This window comes from Massilia pinisoli (assembly GCF_024753285.1).
GTDB classification, from domain to species: Bacteria; Pseudomonadota; Gammaproteobacteria; order Burkholderiales; family Burkholderiaceae_D; genus Telluria; species Telluria pinisoli.
Genome location: NZ_JANUGW010000006.1, coordinates 1 through 21,687, shown reverse-complemented (window position 1 = coordinate 21,687; position 21,687 = coordinate 1). Strand labels below are relative to the sequence as shown.

General features: G+C 67.2%; 16 protein-coding genes and 1 pseudogene. 11 read left to right on the top strand and 6 right to left on the bottom strand.

Going from position 1 to position 21,687, the window contains the following annotated elements; translation table 11 throughout:
- The first annotated feature begins 3 nt into the window (after window positions 1-3).
- The 9 genes from NX784_RS10060 to NX784_RS10020 all read left to right on the top strand — a co-directional run bounded on the left by NX784_RS10060 (window position 4) and on the right by NX784_RS10020 (window position 13,535).
- Window positions 4-6,156 (top strand): AAA family ATPase, encoded by a 6,153-nt coding sequence (locus NX784_RS10060; protein WP_258816513.1) that lies wholly within the window; start codon window positions 4-6, stop codon window positions 6,154-6,156.
- 37 nt (window positions 6,157-6,193) lie between these two features.
- On the top strand, window positions 6,194-6,823 hold the full coding sequence (locus NX784_RS10055; protein ID WP_258816512.1) for a hypothetical protein: 630 nt from the start codon (window positions 6,194-6,196) through the stop codon (window positions 6,821-6,823).
- Window positions 6,816-7,370, top strand: a complete 555-nt coding sequence (locus tag NX784_RS10050; RefSeq protein WP_258816511.1) for a TlpA family protein disulfide reductase — start codon at window positions 6,816-6,818, stop codon at window positions 7,368-7,370. The genes NX784_RS10055 and NX784_RS10050 overlap by 8 nt, the downstream gene beginning before the upstream one ends.
- A gap of 118 nt (window positions 7,371-7,488) precedes the next feature.
- A complete protein-coding gene (gene aroQ, locus NX784_RS10045) occupies window positions 7,489-7,926 on the top strand; it encodes a type II 3-dehydroquinate dehydratase (RefSeq protein WP_166863891.1) in 438 nt (145 codons plus the stop codon).
- 88 nt (window positions 7,927-8,014) lie between these two features.
- A complete protein-coding gene (accB, locus tag NX784_RS10040; protein WP_166863890.1) occupies window positions 8,015-8,482 on the top strand; it encodes an acetyl-CoA carboxylase biotin carboxyl carrier protein in 468 nt (155 codons plus the stop codon).
- A gap of 73 nt (window positions 8,483-8,555) precedes the next feature.
- Window positions 8,556-9,947 carry an acetyl-CoA carboxylase biotin carboxylase subunit gene (gene accC, locus NX784_RS10035; RefSeq protein WP_166863888.1) on the top strand — a complete coding sequence of 464 codons (1,392 nt, stop codon included), beginning with the start codon at window positions 8,556-8,558 and terminating at the stop codon, window positions 9,945-9,947.
- Window positions 9,947-10,912 carry a 50S ribosomal protein L11 methyltransferase gene (gene prmA, locus NX784_RS10030; protein WP_258816744.1) on the top strand — a complete coding sequence of 322 codons (966 nt, stop codon included), beginning with the start codon at window positions 9,947-9,949 and terminating at the stop codon, window positions 10,910-10,912. Before accC ends, prmA begins: the two co-directional genes overlap by 1 nt.
- Before the next feature lie 3 nt (window positions 10,913-10,915).
- A complete protein-coding gene (locus NX784_RS10025) occupies window positions 10,916-12,589 on the top strand; it encodes a DUF3426 domain-containing protein (RefSeq protein ID WP_258816510.1) in 1,674 nt (557 codons plus the stop codon).
- Window positions 12,590-12,596: 7 nt separating this feature from the next.
- Window positions 12,597-13,535, top strand: a complete 939-nt coding sequence (locus NX784_RS10020; RefSeq protein ID WP_258816509.1) for a carbohydrate kinase family protein — start codon at window positions 12,597-12,599, stop codon at window positions 13,533-13,535.
- A gap of 68 nt (window positions 13,536-13,603) precedes the next feature.
- Here the strand turns inward: NX784_RS10020 and NX784_RS10015 are convergent, their stop codons facing one another.
- The 5 genes from NX784_RS10015 to NX784_RS09995 all read right to left on the bottom strand — a co-directional run bounded on the left by NX784_RS10015 (window position 13,604) and on the right by NX784_RS09995 (window position 19,823).
- Window positions 13,604-14,131, bottom strand: coding sequence for a YggT family protein (locus NX784_RS10015; RefSeq protein WP_258816507.1), 528 nt, complete (start codon window positions 14,129-14,131; stop codon window positions 13,604-13,606).
- A 74-nt stretch (window positions 14,132-14,205) separates the two neighbouring features.
- The gene (locus NX784_RS28805; RefSeq protein WP_307735938.1) at window positions 14,206-15,435 is read right to left on the bottom strand and encodes a transcriptional regulator; all 1,230 of its coding nucleotides are present in this window, start codon (window positions 15,433-15,435) and stop codon (window positions 14,206-14,208) included.
- A gap of 701 nt (window positions 15,436-16,136) precedes the next feature.
- Entirely contained in the window at window positions 16,137-17,783 is a 1,647-nt protein-coding gene (locus tag NX784_RS10005; RefSeq protein ID WP_258816506.1) for a glycosyltransferase family 4 protein, read from the bottom strand.
- 346 nt (window positions 17,784-18,129) lie between these two features.
- A complete protein-coding gene (locus NX784_RS10000; RefSeq protein ID WP_258816505.1) occupies window positions 18,130-18,810 on the bottom strand; it encodes a purine nucleoside phosphorylase YfiH/LACC1 family protein in 681 nt (226 codons plus the stop codon).
- A gap of 98 nt (window positions 18,811-18,908) precedes the next feature.
- A complete protein-coding gene (locus NX784_RS09995) occupies window positions 18,909-19,823 on the bottom strand; it encodes a LysR family transcriptional regulator (RefSeq protein ID WP_258816504.1) in 915 nt (304 codons plus the stop codon).
- Between the two features lie 149 nt (window positions 19,824-19,972).
- On the opposite strand from NX784_RS09995, the gene NX784_RS09990 reads away from it, so the two are divergent.
- Both NX784_RS09990 and NX784_RS09985 read left to right on the top strand, forming a co-directional pair.
- On the top strand, window positions 19,973-20,881 hold the full coding sequence (locus NX784_RS09990) for an alpha/beta fold hydrolase (RefSeq protein WP_258816503.1): 909 nt from the start codon (window positions 19,973-19,975) through the stop codon (window positions 20,879-20,881).
- 80 nt (window positions 20,882-20,961) lie between these two features.
- Window positions 20,962-21,495 (top strand): hypothetical protein, encoded by a 534-nt coding sequence (locus NX784_RS09985; RefSeq protein ID WP_258816502.1) that lies wholly within the window; start codon window positions 20,962-20,964, stop codon window positions 21,493-21,495.
- Between the two features lie 63 nt (window positions 21,496-21,558).
- Here NX784_RS09985 and NX784_RS09980 read toward each other — a convergent pair.
- Window positions 21,559-21,687: pseudogene (locus NX784_RS09980) on the bottom strand (ribonucleotide-diphosphate reductase subunit beta); the annotation flags it as partial.

The window sequence follows — 21,687 nt, the reverse complement described above, 5'->3', positions numbered from 1 at the left end:
GAGATGACTACCTTTCACGGGAAACGCGTCGACGTCCTCGGGCAGGATGGTGAACTGGCCTGCTACCGGGGTTTTGCCGGCGACGCGACGTCCTTCCTGATGCAGACCGCCCTGGACGAGCACCCGGCACCCGCGACGCTGGCGCGTCTGGAACACGAGTACGCGCTCAGGGCCGAGCTGGATCCGGCCTGGGCGGTGCGCCCCCGTGCCCTGATGCACGAGGCGGGCCGGCTCGTGCTGCTGCTGGACGATCCCGGCGGCGACCTGCTGGACAGCCGCCTCGGCGCCCCGCTCGCCGTGGACACCGCCCTCGCACTCGGCATCTCCCTCGCCGACGCGCTCGGCCATGTGCATGCCAGCGGCCTCATCCATCAGGATCTCGCGCCGGCCCACGTCCTCGTGCAGGGCGAACAGGTACGCCTCCTCGGCTTCGGGCGCGCATCGCGACTGCCCAGCGAGCGCCACGACCTGGAACCGTCCGAGATCATCACCGGTTCCCTGCCCTACCTGGCGCCGGAGCAGACGGGCCGCATGAACCGTTCCGTCGACGCGCGCTGCGACTTCTACGCCCTGGGCATCATCCTGTACCGCATGCTCACCGGCGAACTGCCGTTCGCCACCGCGGACCCGCTGGAACTCATCCACTGCCACATCGCCCGCGAGCCCGTGCCGCCCGCCGTACGCAGTCCCGGCGTACCGGAACCCGTCTCGGCCATCGTCATGAAGCTGCTCGCGAAAATGCCCGAGGCGCGCTACCAGTCCGCGGCCGGCGTCGTGGCGGACTTGCGCCGCTGCCGGGAGCAATGGGCCGCCCACGGCGCCATCCGGCCCTTCCGCCTCGGCCGGCAGGACATCCCGGACCGGCTGCGCGTGCCGGAACACCTGTACGGCCGCGAAGCCCAGGTGCGCACTTTAATGGACGCGTTCGAACACGTGGTCGCGACGGGCGACAGCCGGATGGCCCTCGTGTCCGGCTATGCGGGCATCGGCAAGTCGGCCGTCGTCAACGAATTGCAGCGGGAAATCGTGGGGCCCCGCGCGTTTTTCGCGTCCGGCAAGTTCGACCAGTTCAAACGGGACGTTCCCTACGCACCGCTCGCGCAAGCGTTGCAGATGCTCGTGCACCGCCTGCTGGGGACGAGCGAAGCGGAACTGGGCCGGTGGCGCGCGGCGCTGCTGGACGCCGTCCATCCGTGCGGCCAGCTGATGATCGACCTGGTGCCGGAGCTGGAACTCGTCATCGGCGCACAGCCGCCGGTACCGGAATTGGCGCCGCTGGAAGCCCAGAACCGTTTCCAGCGGGTGTTCCGGCGCTTCCTGTGCGTGTTCGCCCAGCCGGCGCACCCGCTCGTGCTGTTCCTCGACGACTTGCAATGGCTGGATGCGGCGACGCAGCGCATCTTGAACGGCCTGATCGCCGAGGGCGAGGTGCGTTATTTGCTGCTGGTCGGCGCCTATCGGGACAACGAAGTCGGTCCCGACCACCCCCTGATGCTGCGCCTGGACGCGCTGCGGCGGGCTGGCATCGACGTCACGGAAATCGTCCTGGCCCCGCTGTCGGTCGACGACGTGGCCCACCTGCTGGCCGATTCCCTGCACCGGACGCGCCGCGCCATCGCGCCGCTGGCGGCGCTCGTGCACGAGAAAACGGCCGGCAATCCGTTCTTCGCGATCCAGTTCGTCATGGCACTGCACGACGAGGGACTGCTCGCCTTCGACGCGCACAAGGCGGCCTGGATGTGGGACGTCGAGCGCATCCACGCCAAGGGCTACACGGACAACGTCGTCGAACTGCTGGTCGCGAAGCTGGCCCGCCTGCCCGACATGACCCGCGACGCCGTGCGCCAGCTCGCGTGCCTCGGCAACGCGGGCGACGCCGCCACGCTGGCGCTCGTGCGCGGAGAACCGGAAGACGCCAGCCACCGCGCGCTGTGGGAAGCGCACCGTGCCGGGCTCGTGTGGCGCAAGCGCGGTACGTATGTGTTCCTGCACGATCGCGTCCAGGAAGCCGCGTATTCCCTGATCCCCGCCGCCGAACGGCCGGCCGCGCACCTGCGCATCGGCCGGCTGCTGCTGGCCCGTACACGACCGGACGCGCTGGCGGACGCCGTGTTCGACGTCGTGAGCCAGCTGAACCGGGGCGCCGCGCTGATGACGGCGGACGCCGAACGGACGCGCCTGGCCGAACTGAACCTGATGGCGGGCAGGCGCGCCGCGACGGCCACCGCGTACGCATCGGCGCTGGGCTTCTTCACGACCGGCTGCGGCCTGCTCGCGCCGGACTGCTGGGACAGCCGGTATGCGCTGGCCTTCGCCCTCGAACTCGGGCAGGCCGAATGCGAATCGCTGACCGGCGCAACGTCCGCGGCGGAAGAACGGCTGGCACGGCTGGCGCAGCGCGCGTCCGGCCTCGTGGACGCGGCCGCCGTCGCCTGCGCCCAGACCGCGCTGTACGCGATGCTGGACCGGCCGGACCTGAGCGTGCTGGCGGTGATCGACTACCTGCGCCGCCTCGGCATCGCGTGGTCGCCGCATCCGACCGACGCCGACGTCAGGCGCGAGTTCGACGCGATGTGGCAGCGGATCGGCAACCGCGCCATCGAAGACCTCATCGACCTGCCTCCGATGACGGACGCTGCGTGGCGCGGCACCCTGGAAGTCCTCATGTGGGGCCAGGCGCCGGCGCTGCACACGGATGCGAACCTGCTCGCGCTGATCGCCGCGCACATGGCAAACATCAGCATGGAGCACGGCAACAGCGACGCCTCGTGCCTCGCGTATGTCGCGCTGGGCACGGTCCTCGGTCCGCACTTCGGCGACTACCGGGCCGGCTATCGCTTCGGCAAGCTCGGCTTCGACCTGCTCGAGCAGCGCGGCCTGCAGCGTTTCAAGGCCCAGACCTATCTCGGGTTCGGCTTCCTGATCAGCCCATGGTCGCGCCATGTCAGCGCGGGCATCGACGCCGTGCGGCGCGCGTTCGACGCCGCCCGCGAGAGCGGCAACCTCGTCTACGCCTCGTATTGCTGCAACTGCCTGATCACGCTGCGGCTGGCGGAGGGTACATCCCTCGGCGACGTGCAACGCGAAGCGGAACAATTGTCCGCTTTTGTGCACAAGACCCGGCTCGGCCTCGTCATCGCCACGATGAACGGGCAGCTGATGCTGATGCGCGCGCTGCGCGGGCTGCCGCAGCGATTCGAGCTGGCCCCCGGCACGACATGCAGCGAAGACGATTTCCGGCGGCACCTGGAACAGGATCCGCACCTGGCGGTGTCCACCTGCTCGTACTGGATCCGCAAGCTGCAGATCCGCTTCTTCGACGGCGATGCGCGCGGCGCCATCGATGCCGCTACGCGCGCATGCACGCTGCTGTGGACGCTCCCGTCGTTCTTCGAGCTGGCCGAGTATCACTTCTACGACGCGCTGGCGAGCGCGGCCCACTACGACACGGCGCCGGCCGACGCCAGACCGGTGCTCAGGCAAACGCTCGCCGCCCACCACCAGCAGATCGCGACGTGGGCGGAGAACTGCCCGGACAATTTTCGCACGCGCGCCGCGCTCGTTGCCGCCGAGATCGCCCGCATCGAGCAGCGCGACATGGAGGCAATGCGGCATTACGAAGAAGCGATCGCGGCCGCGCGCGAGCAAGGCATGGTGCAGAACGAAGCGCTGGCCTACGAACTGGCGGCGAACTTCTACCGGGCGCGTGGCTTCGCGGAGATCGCGGCGACCTATCTGCGCCAGGCCCGTGCCGGCTATGCGCGCTACGGGGCGGACGGCAAGGTGGCGCAGCTCGACCGGCACCATGCCCGGCCCGCCGGCAACCTGGCGCCGGCGCAGGGCCTGGCCGGCGACACGTCGAACCGGCAGCTGGACATCGCCACGGTCGTCAAGGCGTCGCAGGCCGTGTCGCGCGAGATCGTGCTGCCCGCGCTGATCGAAACCCTGATGCGGATCGCCGTCGAACATGCGGGCGCCGACCGGGGCCTGCTGATCCTGCCGGCGCCGGACGGGTTCAAGGTCGAAGCCGAGGCACTGGGCACGCATGCGGGGATCGACGTCATCCTCCGGGGGACCGCCGTCAGCGCCGCGGCGCTGCCCGAGTCGCTGCTGCGCTACGTGGCGCGCGTGCGCGAGAACGTGCTGCTGGACGACGTCGCCGCGCCGCACCCGTTCGCCGACGACCCGTATTTCCGAGTCCAGCAGCCGCCGCCGCGCTCGGTGCTGTGCATCCCCCTCGCGAAACAGGCAAACCTCGTCGGCATCCTGTACCTGGAAAACCGCCTCGCGCCGCGCGCGTTCACGCGCAACCACCTGGCCGTGCTGGAATTGCTCGCGTCGCAGGCGGCCATTTCGCTGGAAAACGCCACCTTGTACGCCAGCCTGCAGGCGCGCGAAGCCCGCATCCGGCGCCTGGTGGAGTCCAGCATCATCGGCATCTTCTTCTGGGACGTCGACGGCAGCATCAGCGACGCCAACGATGCGTTCCTGCACATGATCGGCTATTCGCGTGCGGACCTGCTCGCGGGGAACGTGCGCTGGGAAACCATGACGCTGCCGGAATTCAAGGCCATCGACGCGCAAAAAATGGAGGAGGTGCGCACGACGCGGACGTGCACACCGTACGAGAAAGCGTTCCGGCGCAAGGACGGCAGCCACGTGCCCGTGTTGATCGGCGCCGTCCTGTTCGACGACGCGCCCGACCAGGGCGTCGCCTTCGTGCTGGACCTGTCCGCGCACAAGCAGGCCGAGGCGGAGCGGCAGGCACGCGAGGCGGCCGAAACGGCCAGCCGCGCCAAGAGTGCCTTCGTGGCCAATATGAGTCACGAATTGCGCACGCCCCTGAACAGCATCCTCGGCTACGCCCAGATCCTGGAACGCGACCCGACGCTGACCGAGCGCCAACTGGCCGGCGTCAACGTCGTCCGCAAGAGCGGCGAGCACCTGCTCACCCTCATCAACGACATCCTCGACATGGCCAAGATCGAGGCCGGCAAGATGGAACTGTACGCCACCGACATCCCCCTCGCCCGCTTCGTGCAGACCATCGCGGACATCGTGGGCGTGAAAGCGGCGCAAAAACAGTTGCACCTCGTATGCGACCTCGCGCCCGACCTGCCGGCCTGGGTCCGGGTCGACGAGAAGCGGCTGCGCCAGGTCCTGCTGAACCTGCTGTCCAACGCCGTCAAGTTCACCGACGCCGGCCAGGTCACGCTGCAGGTGCGCTTCGTGCCGCCCGACCGGCTCGCGTTCGAGGTGCGCGACACCGGCATCGGCATCGCGGCCGACCAGCTGGACACGATCTTCGAGCCGTTCGAGCAGGCCGGCGACGTGCGGCGGCACCTGGGCGGCACGGGCCTGGGCCTGACGATCAGCCGCCAGTACGTGCGCCTGATGGCTGGCGACATCCGGGTCGACAGCGACCTCGGCCGGGGCAGCACGTTCCGCTTCGACGTGCGGGCGCCGCCGGTGCAGGCGTTGACGGCCGCGGCCGTCTCTCGCACCGTGACCGGCTATACGGGCCCGCGCCGGACCGTGCTGGTCGTCGACGACGTCGCCGAGAACCGGGCGGTGGCGACCGACCTGCTGACGTCGCTCGGCTTCGAGGTCGCCGAGGCGGCCGACGGCGAGGCCGCGCTGGCCCAGGTGCAACGCCTGCGGCCCGACCTCGTGCTGCTGGACGTCGCCATGCCGCGGCTGGACGGCCTGGAAGTCGTGCGCCGGTTGCGCCGGCAGGAGGCGTTCCGCGGCTTGCCGGTCATCGCGCTGTCGGCCAGCGTGTCGACGAGCGACAGCGAGGAATGCCTGGCGGCCGGGATGGATGCCTTCCTGCCGAAGCCGCTCGACACGGACCGGTTGCTGGAGCACATCGCCCGGCTGCTGCAGCTGGAATGGACGTATGGCGCGGAAAAGCCGGCCGCACTGCCGGCCGAGGGGCCCATCGTGGCGCCGCCCGCCGCCGAGATGGAAGTGCTGCTCCAGCTCGCACGCTCGGGCCACATGCAGGACATCGTCGCGCAAGCCGAGCGGCTGGCTGCGCTGGACGGACGCTACCGGCCGTTCGCCAACCGGTTGAGCGCGCTGGCCAGGGGCTACCAATCGAAGGCCGTGCTGCGCCTGGTGGAAGACTATAGTCAAGGCGGGGCACGCCAGTGACGCGATGCCATTTCGCGTTCAAGGGTATGATTTGGACATGATGCCCAATTCAAACGACGACCTTCTGCAGGTGCGCGCACGCATCGCCGCGACGGCCGCCCGCATGATCGCCCAGGACGGCGCCGACTATTCCACGGCAAAGACGAAGGCGGCGCGCCAGGTGCTCGGCGTCGATCGCCCGTCCCCGAATTATCTGCCGGACAATATACAAGTCGAAGACGAGGTACGCCGCTACCAGAGCCTGTTCCAGGGCCCGTCCCAGGCGGCGCGTGTAAAACACATGCGCAGCGCGGCCCTCGAAGTGATGGAGCTGTTGGCCGATTTCCGCCCCTATATCACGGGCCCCGTGCTGAACGGCACGGCGGGCGAATACGACGACATCCACTTACAATTGTTCGCCGACAGCGCCAAGGACGTCGAGATCTGGCTCCTGAACCGCAACGTCAATATCGAGATCTCGGAAACGCCGCACTTCAAGGGCGGCCGCCACGATCCCGTCGAAACGGTGAGCTTCATGTGGCAAAAAGAAATGGTGCATGCCGAGCTGTATGAAATGAACGACCTGCGGGGCGCCCTGAAACCCCGTGCGGACGGCCGCCTGCAGCGCGCCGACGCCGCCGCGCTCCGCACCCTGATGAACAATGACTCTTCCGAACAAGATGAATAAAAAACACCTGGCCGGCTACGTGGCGCTGGCTGCCGCCTTCACCGTGCTCGGCGCCATCGCCGGCGTCAAGCAGGACGCCAAGGGCCCGCTGACGACGACATATGACAAGACGGATGGCCGGCCGCAAACGCCCGTTACGAACCTGTATGCATCCTCGCTGAACGACCTCGCCGGCAAGCCGCAGGCGCTCGGCCAGTGGAAGGGCAAGCCCCTGCTCGTGAATTTCTGGGCGTCGTGGTGCGCACCCTGCGTGTCGGAGATGCCGGAACTGTCGGAACTGGCGGCCAAGGACGGCGGCAAGCATTTCAACGTGATCGGCATCGGCATCGATTCGCCGTCGAACCTCGCCGAGTTTGCCCGCAAAATCAAGATTTCCTACCCATTGTACGTAGGCGGCATGGGTGGCACCGACCTCGCGCGCAACCTCGGCAACGCGAATGGCGGGCTGCCATTTACGGTGCTGATCGGCGCAGATGGGCAGGTTCGCAAGACGTACCTGGGCCGTTTGAAGTTCGACCAGGTGCGCGCCGACCTGGCCAAGCTGTAGGGCCCGGCGGGCGACCGGCGAACGGTCGTTCACTTATTTTCCGGGTGATTTATATCGCTTGCCAACACGTAACGTTGGCGGCAAAATGCCTGTCTTTCGGGCAAACTGACGGTTCAACATGGCGAAAAAGCTACTGCTGCTCAATGGCCCCAATTTGAATTTGCTGGGGACGCGTGAGCCTGCGGTGTACGGCGCGACGACGCTGGCCGACATCGAGCGGGCCGCCACCGCCCAGGCACAGGAGGCCGGGGCGGAAATTGCCTGTTTCCAGAGTAACCATGAAGGAGCGCTGATCGACCGTATCCACGCTGCCCGCCAGGAGGGTGTGGACGCGATCGTGATCAACCCGGGCGGACTGACCCATACCAGCGTGGCGCTGCGCGACGCGCTTGCCGGCGTGGACATTCCGTTCGTGGAAGTGCACATCTCTAATATTTACAAGCGCGAAGAATTCCGGCACCACTCTTTTTTGTCGGCGATCGCGCAAGGCACGATCTGCGGGCTCGGTGCTGATGGATATCGGTTTGCCATCGACTTCGCGCTGAAACAGCGTTAATCTACGTCAACTTCACGCATTCCGCGCGAAAGTGCGCACCACCCGACGCGCCGTATGCTCTTAAACAAATAATTCCAAGGGGTTTCACATGGATCTAAGAAAACTCAAAACACTGATCGACCTCGTCGCCGAGTCGGATATCGCCGAACTCGAAGTCACGGAAGGCGAAAGCAAGGTCCGCATCGTCAAGTCCTCCGCAATCCCGCAGAATCAGATGGTCATGGTGCCGCAGCAAGGCGTGCAGCAATTCTCGGCACCGGCCATGCATGCGCCGGCCGCCGCGCCAGTCGCCAGCGCCCCGGCCGCACCGGCCGAACCGACCGGCCACGTCGTCAAGTCGCCGATGGTCGGTACGTTCTACCGCTCGTCGGCACCTGGTGCCGCGGCATTCGTCGACGTCGGTTCGACCGTGAAGGAAGGCGATACCCTGTGCATCATCGAAGCGATGAAGCTCCTGAATGAAATCGATGCCGATATCTCCGGCACCGTCACCAAGATCCTGGTGGAAAACGGCCAGCCTGTCGAATTCGGGCAGCCGCTGTTCGTAATCGGTTAAAGTCTCCCGGCGCGGTCGCTCGACCGCGCCCTCCCGGCAAACCGCCGGCACTCAAAGAAACACCGAACTTACCATGTTTGAAAAAATTCTTATCGCCAACCGTGGTGAAATCGCGTTGCGCATCCAGCGTGCCTGCCGCGAGATGGGCATCAAGACCGTCGTCGTGCACTCCGAGGCCGACAAGGACGCCAAGTACGTGAAACTGGCCGACGAGTCCGTTTGCATCGGCCCGGCACCGTCCGCGCAAAGCTATCTGAGCATGCCGGCGATCATCAGCGCGGCCGAAGTCACGGACGCGGAAGCGATCCACCCCGGCTATGGCTTCCTGTCGGAAAACGCCGACTTCGCGGAACGCGTCGAAAAATCGGGCTTCGTGTTCATCGGCCCCCGTCCGGAATCGATCCGCCTGATGGGCGACAAGGTGTCGGCCAAGCAGGCGATGATCCGCGCCGGCGTGCCGTGCGTGCCGGGCTCCGATGGCGCCCTGCCCGATGATCCGAAAGAGATCATCCAGACCGCGCGCCGCGTGGGCTATCCGGTCATCATCAAGGCCGCCGGTGGCGGTGGTGGCCGCGGCATGCGCGTCGTGCACACGGAAGCCGCGCTGCTGAACGCCGTCGCGATGACCAAGACGGAAGCGGGCACCGCGTTCGGCAATCCGGAAGTCTATATGGAGAAATACCTGGAGAATCCGCGCCACGTGGAAATCCAGGTTCTCGCCGACGAGCACAAGCAAGCCGTCTGGCTCGGCGAGCGCGACTGCTCGATGCAGCGCCGCCACCAGAAAGTGATCGAGGAAGCGCCGGCACCGGGCATCCCGCGCAAGCTGATCGAGAAGATCGGCGACCGCTGCGCCGAGGCCTGCCGCAAGATCGGCTACCGCGGTGCGGGCACGTTCGAATTCCTGTACGAGAACGGCGAGTTCTACTTCATCGAGATGAACACCCGCGTGCAGGTCGAACACCCGGTCACGGAAATGATCACCGGCATCGACATCGTGCAGGAACAGATCCGCATCGCCTGCGGCGAGCGCCTGCGCTTCCGCCAGCGCGACATCATGCTGTCGGGCCACGCGATCGAGTGCCGCATCAACGCGGAAGACCCGTTCAAGTTCACGCCGTCGCCGGGCCGTATCACGGGCTGGCATCCGCCGGGCGGCCCCGGCATCCGCGTCGATTCGCATTCGTACGCCGGCTACTACGTGCCGCCGCACTACGACTCGATGATCGGCAAGGTCATCGCCTACGGCGCCACGCGCGACCAGGCAATCCGCCGCATGCAGATCGCGTTGTCGGAAATGGTGGTCGAGGGTATCCTGACCAACATCCCGCTGCACCGCGAACTGATGGTCGACGCCCGCTTCATCGAAGGCGGCACCAACATCCACTACCTGGAGCAGAAGCTGGCCCACAAGCCGGACCTGCCGAAGGATGGCGCGATCGGCGCCAAATCCGAGGCTGAATGATGGGCTGGACTGAAGTCGTCATCGAGATCGCACGCGAGCACGCCGAGGGCCTGTCCGATGCCCTGATGGAAGCGGGCGCACTGTCGGTCTCGGTGGAAGACGCGGACGAAGGCACGGAGGACGAGAAGCCCCTGTTCGGCGAGCCGGGCATGGTGCCGAAGGAAGCCGCCTGGGACCACAGCCGCGTCGTCGCGCTGACGGACGAGGATGCCGACCAGGCCGCCATCGTCGCGGAGGCAGCCGCCGCCATCGGCCTCGCGCAGGCACCTGGCTTCACGACGCGCGCCGTCGCCGACGCCGACTGGGTGCGCCTCACGCAATCGCAGTTCGAACCGATCCACATCGGCAAGAACATCTGGGTCGTGCCGAGCTGGCACGAAGCCCCCGATCCCACCGCGCTGATCCTGGAAGTCGATCCGGGCCTCGCATTCGGCACCGGGAGCCATCCGACGACGCGCCTGTGCATGGAATGGCTGGAAGCCCATCCGGCACCGGGGAAGTCCGTGCTGGACTACGGCTGCGGCTCGGGCATCCTCGCGATGGTCGCCAAGAAGCTCGGCGCGGCTGGAGTCTCTGGCGTCGACATCGACGAGCAGGCCATCGAATCCGCGAAGCTCAACGCGGAACGCAACCGCTGCGAGATCGACTTCTACGTGCCGGACGACTTCGTCGCGTCGAAGCACGGCGAAGAGCGCTTCGACATCGTCGTGGCGAACATCCTGTCGAGCCCATTGAAGCTGATGGCGCCGATGCTGTCCGGCCGCGTGGCCGACGGCGGTTCGCTGATCCTGTCCGGCGTGCTGGCGCGCCAGGCCGACGAAGTGGCTGCCGCGTACGCACCGTTCATCAAGCTGGGTGTCTGGGCCGAGTTGGACGGCTGGGTCGCCTTGCACGGGCAGCTCGGCGCAGCAAATGCACCGGAGCCGCGCCGGGTGACCGAACTGCGTGCCGACGGCAGCAAATAAGGCATGGCGCTCGCCACCCAGTGCCCGCATTGCCACACCACGTTCCGCGTCGCCGCGGACCAGCTCAAGCTCCGCGGCGGCATCGTCCGCTGCGGAGCCTGCCAGAGCATCTTTGACGGCAACGCCCACCTGATCGACCTGGCCAAGCCGGCCGCGCCTGCGCCCACCGAGACGCCGCCGACAGTGCCCGCACCGTCCGACCAGGACGACGCCCTGCCCGTCTACACCCTCGACTTCGGCCACACGTTCGATCCGCTCGGCATCCTGCCGAACGTGGATGAACGGGACGAGGCGCAAGCGCCCGCGCCCGCGGCGCCGCGCGCGCACGTGTGGCGCACGGGTGGCGCGCGCGCGCCCGAGGACGCAGAGACGACGCCGGCGCACCCGGACGAGGCAGCTGCCGCTGAGGGTCCCGACGACGATGCTGCGCCTGCAGAGGCGCCGGTGATCGATGCTGCGCCTGCAGATGCGCCGGTGATCGATGCTGCGCCGGTCGATGCCGAGCGTGCCGACGCCGCGCCAGCCGACGAGCCGTTGGTCGCCGCCGCACCGGCCGATACCGAGCGCGCCGATGTTGCACCGGCAAGCGAATCCCCCGACGTCGCGCTCGCCGAAGAACACCCGGTCTCCGTCCCGCCCTCCGCCTACGCGCCCGCAGGTCGCGTCGAGCCGCGCCTGGAACCCGTGTTCGATGCGGCGCACGACGCGGCTGCCGTCCCGCCATCCGAACCGCCCGAAGATACCGCCGCGGCCACGCACGCGGACGCGGCACCTGCCAGCGCGTACGCGCCCGCCGGCCGCGTCGAACCGAACTTCGGCCTGCCGGTGGACGAGGAGATCGTCGCGCAGCCGCTGCCCGACTACGAACCGGAACCGGAACCGGAACCGGCACCGCAGCACGAACCCGATCCGACGGCGGCACCGGCCGCGCCGGCCGGCCCCACGTCCGCCGCCGACATCCCGTCCGCCGCACTGCCCTTGCGCGCATCGGCCGCGAGCGAACCGCCCGCGCCGACACCGGCGATGATCCCGCCCGTCGTGGCGTCCGCGCGCAGCAAGGCCGCGCGCGCATCCGACGCACGGGCACGCCGCTCGAAGCTGACGCCGACGAAGATCGAGCCGCCGAGGCTGCGCATCGCGGCCGACAGCGACGCGGACGAGCCGGAATTCGTCAAGCGCAGCCGCCGCCAGGAACGCATGGGCCGCACGCAGCGCCTGTGGATGGTGGCAGGCAGCGTCGCGCTGCTGCTCGCGCTGCTGGCCCAGGCGGTGCTGGCCTATCGCAACGTGCTGGCCGCGCAGCATCCGGGCCTGAGGCCCGTGCTGCAGGGCGCCTGCGCCGTGCTGGGCTGCCGCGTGGAGCTGCCTGCGCAGGCCGAGAACCTCGTCATCGAGACGGGCGAGCTGACGACCTTGGGCCCCGGCACGTACGCGCTCAATACGGTGCTGCGCAACCAGGGTAGCCTCGTGCTGGCCTGGCCCAGCATCGAACTGGAACTGACCGACGCCAGCGACAAGCCGGTGCTGCGCCGCGTGCTGGCGCCCGCCGACTACCTGCCGCCCGGCACGCCGGCGGCCAACGGTTTCGCGCCGCACTCGGAGCAGCCGGTCGCACTGCATTTCACGCTGGCCGGCCTGCAGCCGTCCGGCTATCACACTTTCGTTTTCTATCCTTGAGGCTCCAATGACCAAGACCTCGCTGATCTGCGGCTCGATCGCCTTCGACAAGATCATGCAATACCACGGCCGTTTCGGCGAAACGCTGTTGGCCGACCAGCTGCACCGCGTGAACGTCTCGTTCCTCGTGCCCACCTTGCGCACGGAATACGGCGGCTGCGCCGTCAACATCGCCTACAACTTGAAACTGCTGGGCGGCGATCCCCTGATCATGGGCACCATCGGCCAGGACGGCGGCGAGTACCTCGACCGCATGGAGCAGCAAGGCCTCGCGACCAACGCGATCCGCACGATCGCCCACGCGTACACGGCCCAGTGCTTCGTCACCGCGGACCTGGACAACAACCAGATCAACGCGTTCCACCCGGGCGCGATGCAGTTCTCGCACGAGAACAGCCTGGCCGACTACCTGCCGCTGCGCGTCGCGATCATCGCGCCGGACGGCCGCGACGGCATGATCAAGCACGCGCGCGACTGCGCGGAACAGGGCGTGCCCTTCATCTTCGACCCGGGCCAGCAGCTGCCGATGTTCAGCGGCCAGGAACTGCTGACGTTCATCGACCAGGCCGCGTACCTGGCCTGCAACGACTACGAATTCGAGATGGTGATGGACCGCACGGGCCTGCCCCTGCAGGACGTCGCGGCGCGCCTGGGTGCGCTCATCGTCACGCGCGGCGAAGCCGGTTCCGACATCTATGCGGGCGGCGAGCACCACAAGATCCCGGCCGTGCCGGCAGCTGCCACCATCGATCCAACGGGCTGCGGCGACGCGTATCGCGCCGGCCTGCTGTACGGTATCGCCAACGACCTCGATTGGCCCACGACGGGCCGCCTGGCCAGCCTGCTGGGCTCCATCAAGATCGCGCACCAGGGCGGCCAGAACCACAGCTTCACGCAGCAGGAGATCGCGGACCGCTTCGAGGCGGCCTTCGGCTACCGCTTCTGACGCGCACGGCAATAAAAAAGCGCGCCGTCCCTCGCGGGACCGGCGCGCTTTTTTCATGACGCCTGGCGTCAGATGTAGAAAACCTGGCGCAGCAGGAATTGCGCGATCTGGATCAGGATGAATGCCACGAGCACCGACAGGTCGAGACCGCCGACCGGCGGGATCACGCGGCGCAGCGGGCGCAGCAGCGGGTCGTTGAGCGCGTGGATGAACGGCGCCAGCGGCGCATGCGGATTGACCCAGCTGAAGATCACCTCGATGATCAGGAGGCCCATGAAGCCGTACAGGATCCAGTCGAGCAGGCGCACGAGCGCGATCAGCACGACGGCCTGGCCGCTCGTCCCGACCAGCAGCAGGATCGACGTCGCGGCCAGCACGACGAGGAAGGCGCCCAGCAGGCTGGCCCAATCGTAGCCGCCCATGCCCGGCACGATGCGGCGCAGCGGACGCACGAGCCAGTCGGACAGCGTGAACGTGAATTGCGCAACGGACGACGGCGGACGCACGCGGATCAGTTGCATCCAGAAACGCAGCAGCAACACCCCACCGAGCACACCGGCCGCGGTATCGACGATCAACTTCAGAATGGACAGCACGAGGACTCCTTAAAAAAAAACCGCTGTGTGAAAGCTCACACAGCGGTATTTTGCCTGAACCAGGCAGGAATGGCTTACGGACGGCTGCTCGTCGGGAACGGCCATGCTGCCGGTGCGATGACGGACTTGGCTGCCGGCGCCGGGCTTGCGGCCTGGGTGGCGGTGTCCTTGCTGTCGGTCTTGGCTTCGGTCTTCGCTTCGGCCTTGGCTTCAGGCTTGGCTTCCGGCTTCGCTTCCGGCTTGGCTTCGGTCTTGGCCGGAGCGGCCTTCTTGGCGGCCGGCTTGGCGGCAGCTTTCTTCACGGCCGGCTTGGACTCGGCGCTTTTGGCGGCGGGAGCGGCGGCCTTGGTGGCGGTCGACTTGGTCGCAGCCGGCTTGGCGGCGGTCTTGGTCGCAGCAGCCTTCGTTGCCGTCGACTTGGTCGCGGCCGGCTTGGCAGCAGGCTTGGCTGCAGCCTTGGTCGCGGTCGACTTGGCAGCGGTCTTCTTCGCAGCCGGCTTGGCGGCGGTCGACTTGGCGGCGGTCGACTTGGCGGCAGTCTTCTTCGCAGCAGGCTTGGCGGCGGTCGACTTGGCGGCAGTCTTCTTGGCAGCAGGCTTGGCAGCGGTCGACTTGGCGGCAGTCTTCTTCGCAGCAGGCTTGGCCGCGGTCGACTTGGCGGCGGTCTTGCTTGCAGCTTTGGCGGTCGACTTGGCAGCAGTCTTCTTCGCAGCCGGTTTAGCGGACGACTTGGCAGCAGCCTTCTTGGCAGCCGGTTTGGCGGCGGTCTTGGTTGCTGCTTTTGCCGTCGACTTGGCGGCAGTCTTTTTCGCTGCCGGCTTGGCGGCGGCCTTGCTTGCCGACTTGGACGCGGTCGACTTGGCGGCGGTCTTGGTTGCTGCGGCTTTCTTGGCTACCGGTTTGGCGGCGGTCTTGCTTGCTGCGGCTTTCTTGGCTGCCGGTTTGGCGGCGGTCTTGGTTGCTGCGGCTTTCTTGGCTGCCGGCTTGGCGGCGGTCTTGGTTGCTGCGGCTTTCTTGGCTGCCGGTTTGGCGGCCGTCTTGGTTGCTGCAGCTTTCTTGGCTGCCGGTTTGGCGGCGGTCTTGGTTGCTGCGGCTTTCTTGGTTGCCGGTTTGGCGGCGGCTTTGGTTGCGGCCGATTTGGCGGCCGGGGCCTTGGTTGCAGCGGCTTTTTTCGCTGCCGGCTTGGCGGCGGCTTTGGTGGCTGCGGTTTTGCTTGCCGGTTTATCTGCTGCTGCCTTTGCGGCCGGTTTGGTGGCGGCTTTTGCGGCCGGTTTTGCTGCTGGTTTCTTCGCGGCGGTTGCCATTTTGTGTTCTCCTTCTCTGCGATGAGAAATTTACGCTACATGATTTGAACCCGTCCAACCCAGTCTGCTTGGTCGGGCGAATTATTCATCGGCGCAAACGCGGCGTTTGCGTCAATGAATCCGGCACCAGCCGAACTACCGCGGCGATTCGATAAAACCCGTAAAACCCGGGCATGCATTCTCGAATTGCGATATACTGTATTTTCATACAGCAGAACTACTCCACGGCACTTCGGCTATCGTCGTCGCCGACGACCTGATCGACTAAAGTCCGATGGTTCACTGCGCTGTCCACATCACAGCCCGCAGGGCCGCGAAAAGAAAAAGCCGCCATACCCGACGTTTATCAGGCAATGCGGCTTGTTCTTTTCGCTAAGCTTTACGTGCATACTGAATGAATCAGCGTCCCTTTTTTGATCGGTTTGTTTCCCGTTTGACGCTACCAAAATCAGCGTCTTCACGTTTTGACAAATTCAATCACGTAAAGTACACGAAAACCTTGTCAGTGCGCAACCCGCACACAATATTTTTCGTATCTTTTAAGGCGCGAACCCGCGATAGCATCAATCGAAACGATCGCTGCGATAACGGTTGATTCCTTCCTCGTTCTGCTTGGTCTCCAAAAACAAGCGCGCAAATCGATGCGCATTACCGTACTTCCATTTCGTATAAAGCCTTTATCTAAAGGCGATATTCAATATTCACGCTTGACCCGCGGCAATCCGGAGCAAGTCCATCTTGCACAACCACGCGAGTCCGCGCAGCAATGTCGCCCGATCGCACGGTCCGAGCGCGTCAAGCAACTCGTCGACCTGCATCGGACGTGATTCGATCGATCCGAAGATCTGTCCAAACTCTTCCAGCGTCGGCAGCGCCGCGTGCGCGAAGCGGTTGATCGCGAGTTCGCGATACCGCCGCAACAGCGCGAGCGATGCATCGGGCGCGAGTTCGACCATCGACGCCGGCGTGATCTGCATCGTGGGATACGTGGCGAACAGTTCGAACGGATCGAGCCGGTCGGGCACGGCCGCGGGCAGCGCGGGGCCGAGTACCGCATCGGCACGGCGCCGCTCGTCGAGCTCGCGCCACAATGCGCGGTGGCGTCCGAACACGACGGCCCAGTCGAACTCCGCGCGCACGCGCCGGCGTGCGTTGTCGCCCAGTTGCCGCCGCAGCGACGCGTCGTCGGCGAGTCGTGCGCACGCCCGCGCGAGGGCCGCGCCGTCCAGTGCGACCGCCTGGCTCGTGTGACCGCGATACGTGTCGTGGCTGTCGACGCCATCGTCGTAACGCTGCGCGAGATCGAGTCCGGCACCCGCGCCCGGCATCACGGTCGGGATGAGATAGCCATCGACGCCGTCGCGCACGATGTCGCGATGGCCGTCCCAGTCGCTGACGATGCACGGCAGGCCCGCCGCCATCGCGGCCAGCGGCGCCTGGCCGAATGTTTCCTGCACGGTGTCGGCGAGGGAGATGAAGACGTCGGCGGCGGCCCACACATCAGCCTCATCATCGTGCTCCGGTACGGACAGGCGCACCGACGGGCACAGTTGCGCGGCGGCTTCATGAAAGGCCTTGTCGACGGCGTCGCCGGCGAACGAACCGCACAGCACGAGATGCACACGCGCGCCGTTCTGCGCCGCCCGTTCGAGCGCGAGGAACATCTGTTGCGGATGCGCCTTCGTGCAAAACGACAGCCGCCCGGCGAACAGGAAGACGACGGCGCCGCCGGCGATGCCGAGGCGCTCGCGGGCGGCGTCGCGGCGGGACGGATCGGCATCGAAGTCAGCCGCATGCACGCCGAGCGGGATCAGCGGCAGTTGCGGCAACTCGAAACGCTGTGCGCCGAGGCGCGCGCTGAGGTACTCGGCCTGGCGCTCCAGCACGCGGCGCACGCTGTCGCGCACGGTGCGCGACGTGCAGATCACGGCATCCCAGCTGCGCACGGGCGCCACGAGGAGGTTCGCGAGGCTCGACATCACGGCATGGCCCGCCGGCGCGTGCGTGACGCCGCACAGGCTGTAGCGGCGCTCGCCGATGCCGAGACGGCGCCACGCGAGCCGTTCGATGCCGGGTGCGGGATGGTACAGCGTGCCGTAGCGCTCGAGGTCTTGCGGGCGGCCCTGGGCGATCCATTCCACCTGGCCCGCGTAACCATATTCGCGCAGCAGTCGCTCGCCCTCGGCCGCGTGGGCCTGACCGCCGGCGAAGCAGCCGACCGCTTCCAGATCGGGCGCGGCCGCAATGGCGCGCAGCAGTCCGGCGCCCGCGGCCTGGCGGCCCATCAGCCGCGCACCCGAGGTCGAATAGCCGTCGGGCGTGTAGTGAAAAGCGAAGCGGTCCGTCATGCGACCTCCCCCGCGTTCACGTGCGCGACGTCTGCGCCGCTGCGCGTCCGCACATGCCGCATCGACCGGCGCGACCGGCACTGCGGATTCTGGCGGATGACGAGGACTCGGACCATGGCGCGATCGACGATGACGACATCGATAAGATGGAATTGAGCGCATGATAGCCTCAGTGAGAAGCTTGTGGCGCGAGACACGCATAAAAATCGTGATGAAGACGCCGCATGATCGATGCAGCGTGTTCTTTGCGCGACTCCAAGGCCCTTGCAAACGCGGTGCGCGCGCCGCGATGACGGGCGCATCCACGTGCCGATGTCGTGCGCCGGCGCCGCGTCGCGCGGCCTGTCTAGCGGTCGGCGATCGCGATCGCGGACCAGTGCACGTCGACCACGGGCGTGCGCGTTGCGCGGTCGCGGCGGTAGCTGTGGAAGGTGTGGCTGCCGTCGCCGCAGCGATGGCACATCGTGCATTCGGCGTGCGACGCGACGCGGACGATGCCCGCACGCTCGAGCTGGCGACGCACGATGGCGGGCAGGTCGAGCATGCGCCCATGCGGCGCGACGAAGCGCGGCGCGAAGTCCCAGCGCGCGACGAAGCCGTCGATCACGTCCTGCCCGACCTCGTAACAGCAGGCATGTGCCGCGGGTCCCGCGACCGCGATCCACTCGGCCGGATCGCCGCCGCGCGCGCGCACGAGCGCCGCGAACGCATCGACCATGCCGTCCATGGCGCCGCGCCATCCGACGTGCAGCGCCGCCACTTCGCGCGTGTCCTGCCGCGCGAGCAGCACGGGCACGCAGTCGGCGGTGGAGATCGCGAGCAGCAGGCCGGGACGATCCGTCAGCATGCCGTCGACTTCCCCGCAATCCTCGTTCGGCCGCGTCGCGATGGCAATGCGGGTGCCGTGGCGTTCGCGCTGGAAGGGGCGGCGCGGCCAGTAGCCGGGCAGCAGCGCGGCCATGTCGTCATCGCGCGTGCCGAAGCCGTGCACGATGGCGGGGTCGTCGAGGAGCGGGTTGGTGAGCATGACGGATGCGGGGACAAGTGCCGAAAGGGCGGCAGCATAGCATGGTGACGGCCGTCGATCTGCAACGGCGCGATCTTCCACTCAGGACACACCGAGCACTAGACGTAAGCGCTGCACTCGGTCTCCCAATACGGTGGATTGCCGAACGCTTCCCTCAGCCATGCGCCCAGCGCACGCAGCTTCGCGGATGGATTCTGGCCGTCCGCGTGCGTCAGATAGATGTACTCCTGTTCGGCCTCGATGCCGACGTCGATGACGCGCAGCGTCCCCGCGCGGAGCGCACCGCCGACGATGAAGATCGGCAGCAAGGCGACACCGAGTCCGGCGACCGCCGCGTCGCGCATCATGTCGCCGTTGTTCAGGACCATGCCGGGCCGTCCACGCACGATGCGCGCCCCGCCCTGCTGCGCGAAGCGCCAGTCGGCGCCGCCGCGGTGCATGTAGAAGATGCCGCGATGGCCTTCGAGTTCTTCCGGCGAGCGGGGCGCGCCGTACCGGTCCAGGTAGGCGGGTGCGGCGACGAGCACGCGCCGGCTCGTTGCCAGCTGCCACGCGACGAGGTAGGTATCCGCGATCGGACCGTGGCGGAGGACGGCATCGAATCCGTCCGACGCCGCGTCGACCCGGCGGTCGTTCAGCTCGAGCGTCAGCTGGATGTCGGGGTATCGCGCGAGGAAGGGATACAGCGCGGGCCCCAGGTGCATGCGGCCGAACGTGACCGGCGCGGAGATGCGCAGCGGACCGCTCAGCTGCCCGCGCCGCTCGGCCAGGTCGGCCGCGGCCTCCTGCACGTCGCGCACGATGCGCGCGGCGCGCGCGAGGAAGGCGGCGCCGTCCTCGGTGAGCGAGACCTTGCGCGTCGACCGCTGCAGCAGGCTCGCGCCGAGCGAGCGCTCCAGTTCGACGAGGCGCTCGCTGACGACGGAGCGCGACACGCGCAGCCGGCGCGCCGCTTCGCTCAACGAACCGCTTTCGGCCACCGTGACGAACGTGGCGAGGCCTTCCAGTTTCATGTCGGTGCACTCCGTTGTTCGGCGTTTCCGAATTGCTGTTGCGGTATTTGGCGACTAGTCCGGCTGCTCATCCTAAACCATACTGGCCGTCACCCCAAGGGCAATCAGCGATGGCCACGTGGCCTCCCCCGCCGGGTAGGAGATCGTCCATGTTCCCACGTATCGCTGCCATCCTTTCACTGTCCGTGGCGCTGAGCCAGCCCGCCGGCGCCGCCGTCCAGCCCTTCCCGCCCGCGTTCAAGGCGCAGACCATCCAGGCCGGTGACGCCGCGCTGCACGTGGTCACGGGTGGCCACGGTCCCGCCGTCGTGCTGTTGCACGGCTTCGGCGACACGGGCGCAATGTGGTCGCCGCTGGCCGCGCGCCTGGCCGCCAACCACACGGTCATCGTGCCGGACCTGCGCGGCATGGGGCTGTCGTCGCACCCGGCGGGCGGCTACGACAAATGGACGCAGGCCGGCGACGTCCGCGCCGTCCTCGACAAGCTGGGCATCGACCATGCCGTCGTCGTCGGCCACGACATCGGCACGATGGTGGCCTTCGCCTATGCAGCTCGCTATCCGGACAAGACGGACCGCCTCGTCGTCATGGATGCACCCGTGCCCGGGGTGCCGCCGTGGGAACAGATCGTCCGCAGTCCGCAGCTGTGGCATTTCTCGTTCGGCGGCCCGGACGCCGAGCGGCTCGTCGCCGGCCGCGAGCGCATTTACCTGGACCGTTTCTGGAACGAGTTCGCCGGCGACCCGAAGAAGGTCGACGAAGCGACCCGTACTTATTATGCGAAGCTGTACGCCCGCCCGGGCGCCATGCACTCGGCCTTCGCGCAATTCCTCAGCATTCCCAAGGATGCGGAAGACAACCAGAAAGTCCTCGCCCACAAGCTGACGATGCCCGTCCTCGCCATCGGCGGCGCCAAGTCGTTCGGCGCCAACGAGGCGGTCGTGATGCGCAATGCGGCGGCCAACGTCACGGAAGTGGTCATTCCGGATGCGGGGCACTGGCTGATGGAGGAGGCGCCCGAGGCGACGATGAAGGCGATTCTGGAGTTTGTCGACTGACGGGCGCTCATCGACGATGCCCACGCAGACCGGCGCAGGAAGGCTTGCTAGACTATCGGTTTGTTTCCCGATGAGACGCGATGACGACCGATCCTGATCTGCCCTGCCTGCCCCTCGACAGTCCGCGCTGGCATGAACTCGAGCATGCGTATGGCAAGGCCACCGACATGCCGGCGCTGTTGCGCCAGCTCGCCCCCCTCCCGCCGACGGGTCCCGACGACGAGCCCTGGTTCTCGCTGTGGAGCGCGCTGGCACATCAGGGAGACGTGTACCCGGCATCATTCGCGGCCGTGCCGCACGTCGTGCGTGCGTTGGCGTTGGCGCCCGACCGGGCCAGTGCCGGCTACCTGCAGTTTCCAGCGTGGATCGAAATCTGCCGCAAGCGGCACGACATCACCGCGCCTTCCGACCTGCGCGAGGCCTACTTCACGGCATTGGCCGCCCTTCCCCGCTTGATTGCTGCCGCCGCCGTGCGTCAGTGGGATGACGAATTCCTCGCGTGCGCGATGGCGGCGCTGGCGGCAGTCAAAGGGACGGGCGACGTGGCGGAAGCGGCACTGGAACTGACGCCGGAAGTGGCCGGCGATTTCCTCGCCTGGCTCGACGACCGTTGAGCCGAGCGGCCCTGCAAATAAAAAAGCCCGCCGGGCGGCGGGCTTCGTCATGGCGCTCCGGGATCAATCCCAGTTCAGCGCACCACCGGTCTGGTACTCGGTCACACGCGTCTCGAAGAAGTTGCGCTCCTTCTTCAGGTCGATCATCTCGCTCATCCACGGGAACGGGTTTTCCTCGTTCGGGAACAGCGC

Excerpts from the sequence above, each read along its gene's own strand:
- NX784_RS10055 (WP_258816512.1), top strand. The coding sequence starts at position 6,194 with ATGATGCCCAATTCAAACGACGACCTTCTGCAGGTGCGCGCACGCATC.
- NX784_RS10050 (WP_258816511.1), top strand. The coding sequence starts at position 6,816 with ATGAATAAAAAACACCTGGCCGGCTACGTGGCGCTGGCTGCCGCCTTC.
- NX784_RS09985 (WP_258816502.1), top strand. The coding sequence starts at position 20,962 with ATGACGACCGATCCTGATCTGCCCTGCCTGCCCCTCGACAGTCCGCGC.
- aroQ (WP_166863891.1), top strand. The coding sequence starts at position 7,489 with ATGGCGAAAAAGCTACTGCTGCTCAATGGCCCCAATTTGAATTTGCTG.
- prmA (WP_258816744.1), top strand. The coding sequence starts at position 9,947 with ATGGGCTGGACTGAAGTCGTCATCGAGATCGCACGCGAGCACGCCGAG.
- NX784_RS10020 (WP_258816509.1), top strand. The coding sequence starts at position 12,597 with ATGACCAAGACCTCGCTGATCTGCGGCTCGATCGCCTTCGACAAGATC.
- NX784_RS10060 (WP_258816513.1), top strand. The coding sequence starts at position 4 with ATGACTACCTTTCACGGGAAACGCGTCGACGTCCTCGGGCAGGATGGT.
- NX784_RS09990 (WP_258816503.1), top strand. The coding sequence starts at position 19,973 with ATGTTCCCACGTATCGCTGCCATCCTTTCACTGTCCGTGGCGCTGAGC.
- NX784_RS09995 (WP_258816504.1), bottom strand. The coding sequence starts at position 19,823 with ATGAAACTGGAAGGCCTCGCCACGTTCGTCACGGTGGCCGAAAGCGGT.
- NX784_RS10005 (WP_258816506.1), bottom strand. The coding sequence starts at position 17,783 with ATGACGGACCGCTTCGCTTTTCACTACACGCCCGACGGCTATTCGACC.
- NX784_RS10025 (WP_258816510.1), top strand. The coding sequence starts at position 10,916 with ATGGCGCTCGCCACCCAGTGCCCGCATTGCCACACCACGTTCCGCGTC.
- accC (WP_166863888.1), top strand. The coding sequence starts at position 8,556 with ATGTTTGAAAAAATTCTTATCGCCAACCGTGGTGAAATCGCGTTGCGC.
- NX784_RS28805 (WP_307735938.1), bottom strand. The coding sequence starts at position 15,435 with ATGGCAACCGCCGCGAAGAAACCAGCAGCAAAACCGGCCGCAAAAGCC.
- NX784_RS10000 (WP_258816505.1), bottom strand. The coding sequence starts at position 18,810 with ATGCTCACCAACCCGCTCCTCGACGACCCCGCCATCGTGCACGGCTTC.
- accB (WP_166863890.1), top strand. The coding sequence starts at position 8,015 with ATGGATCTAAGAAAACTCAAAACACTGATCGACCTCGTCGCCGAGTCG.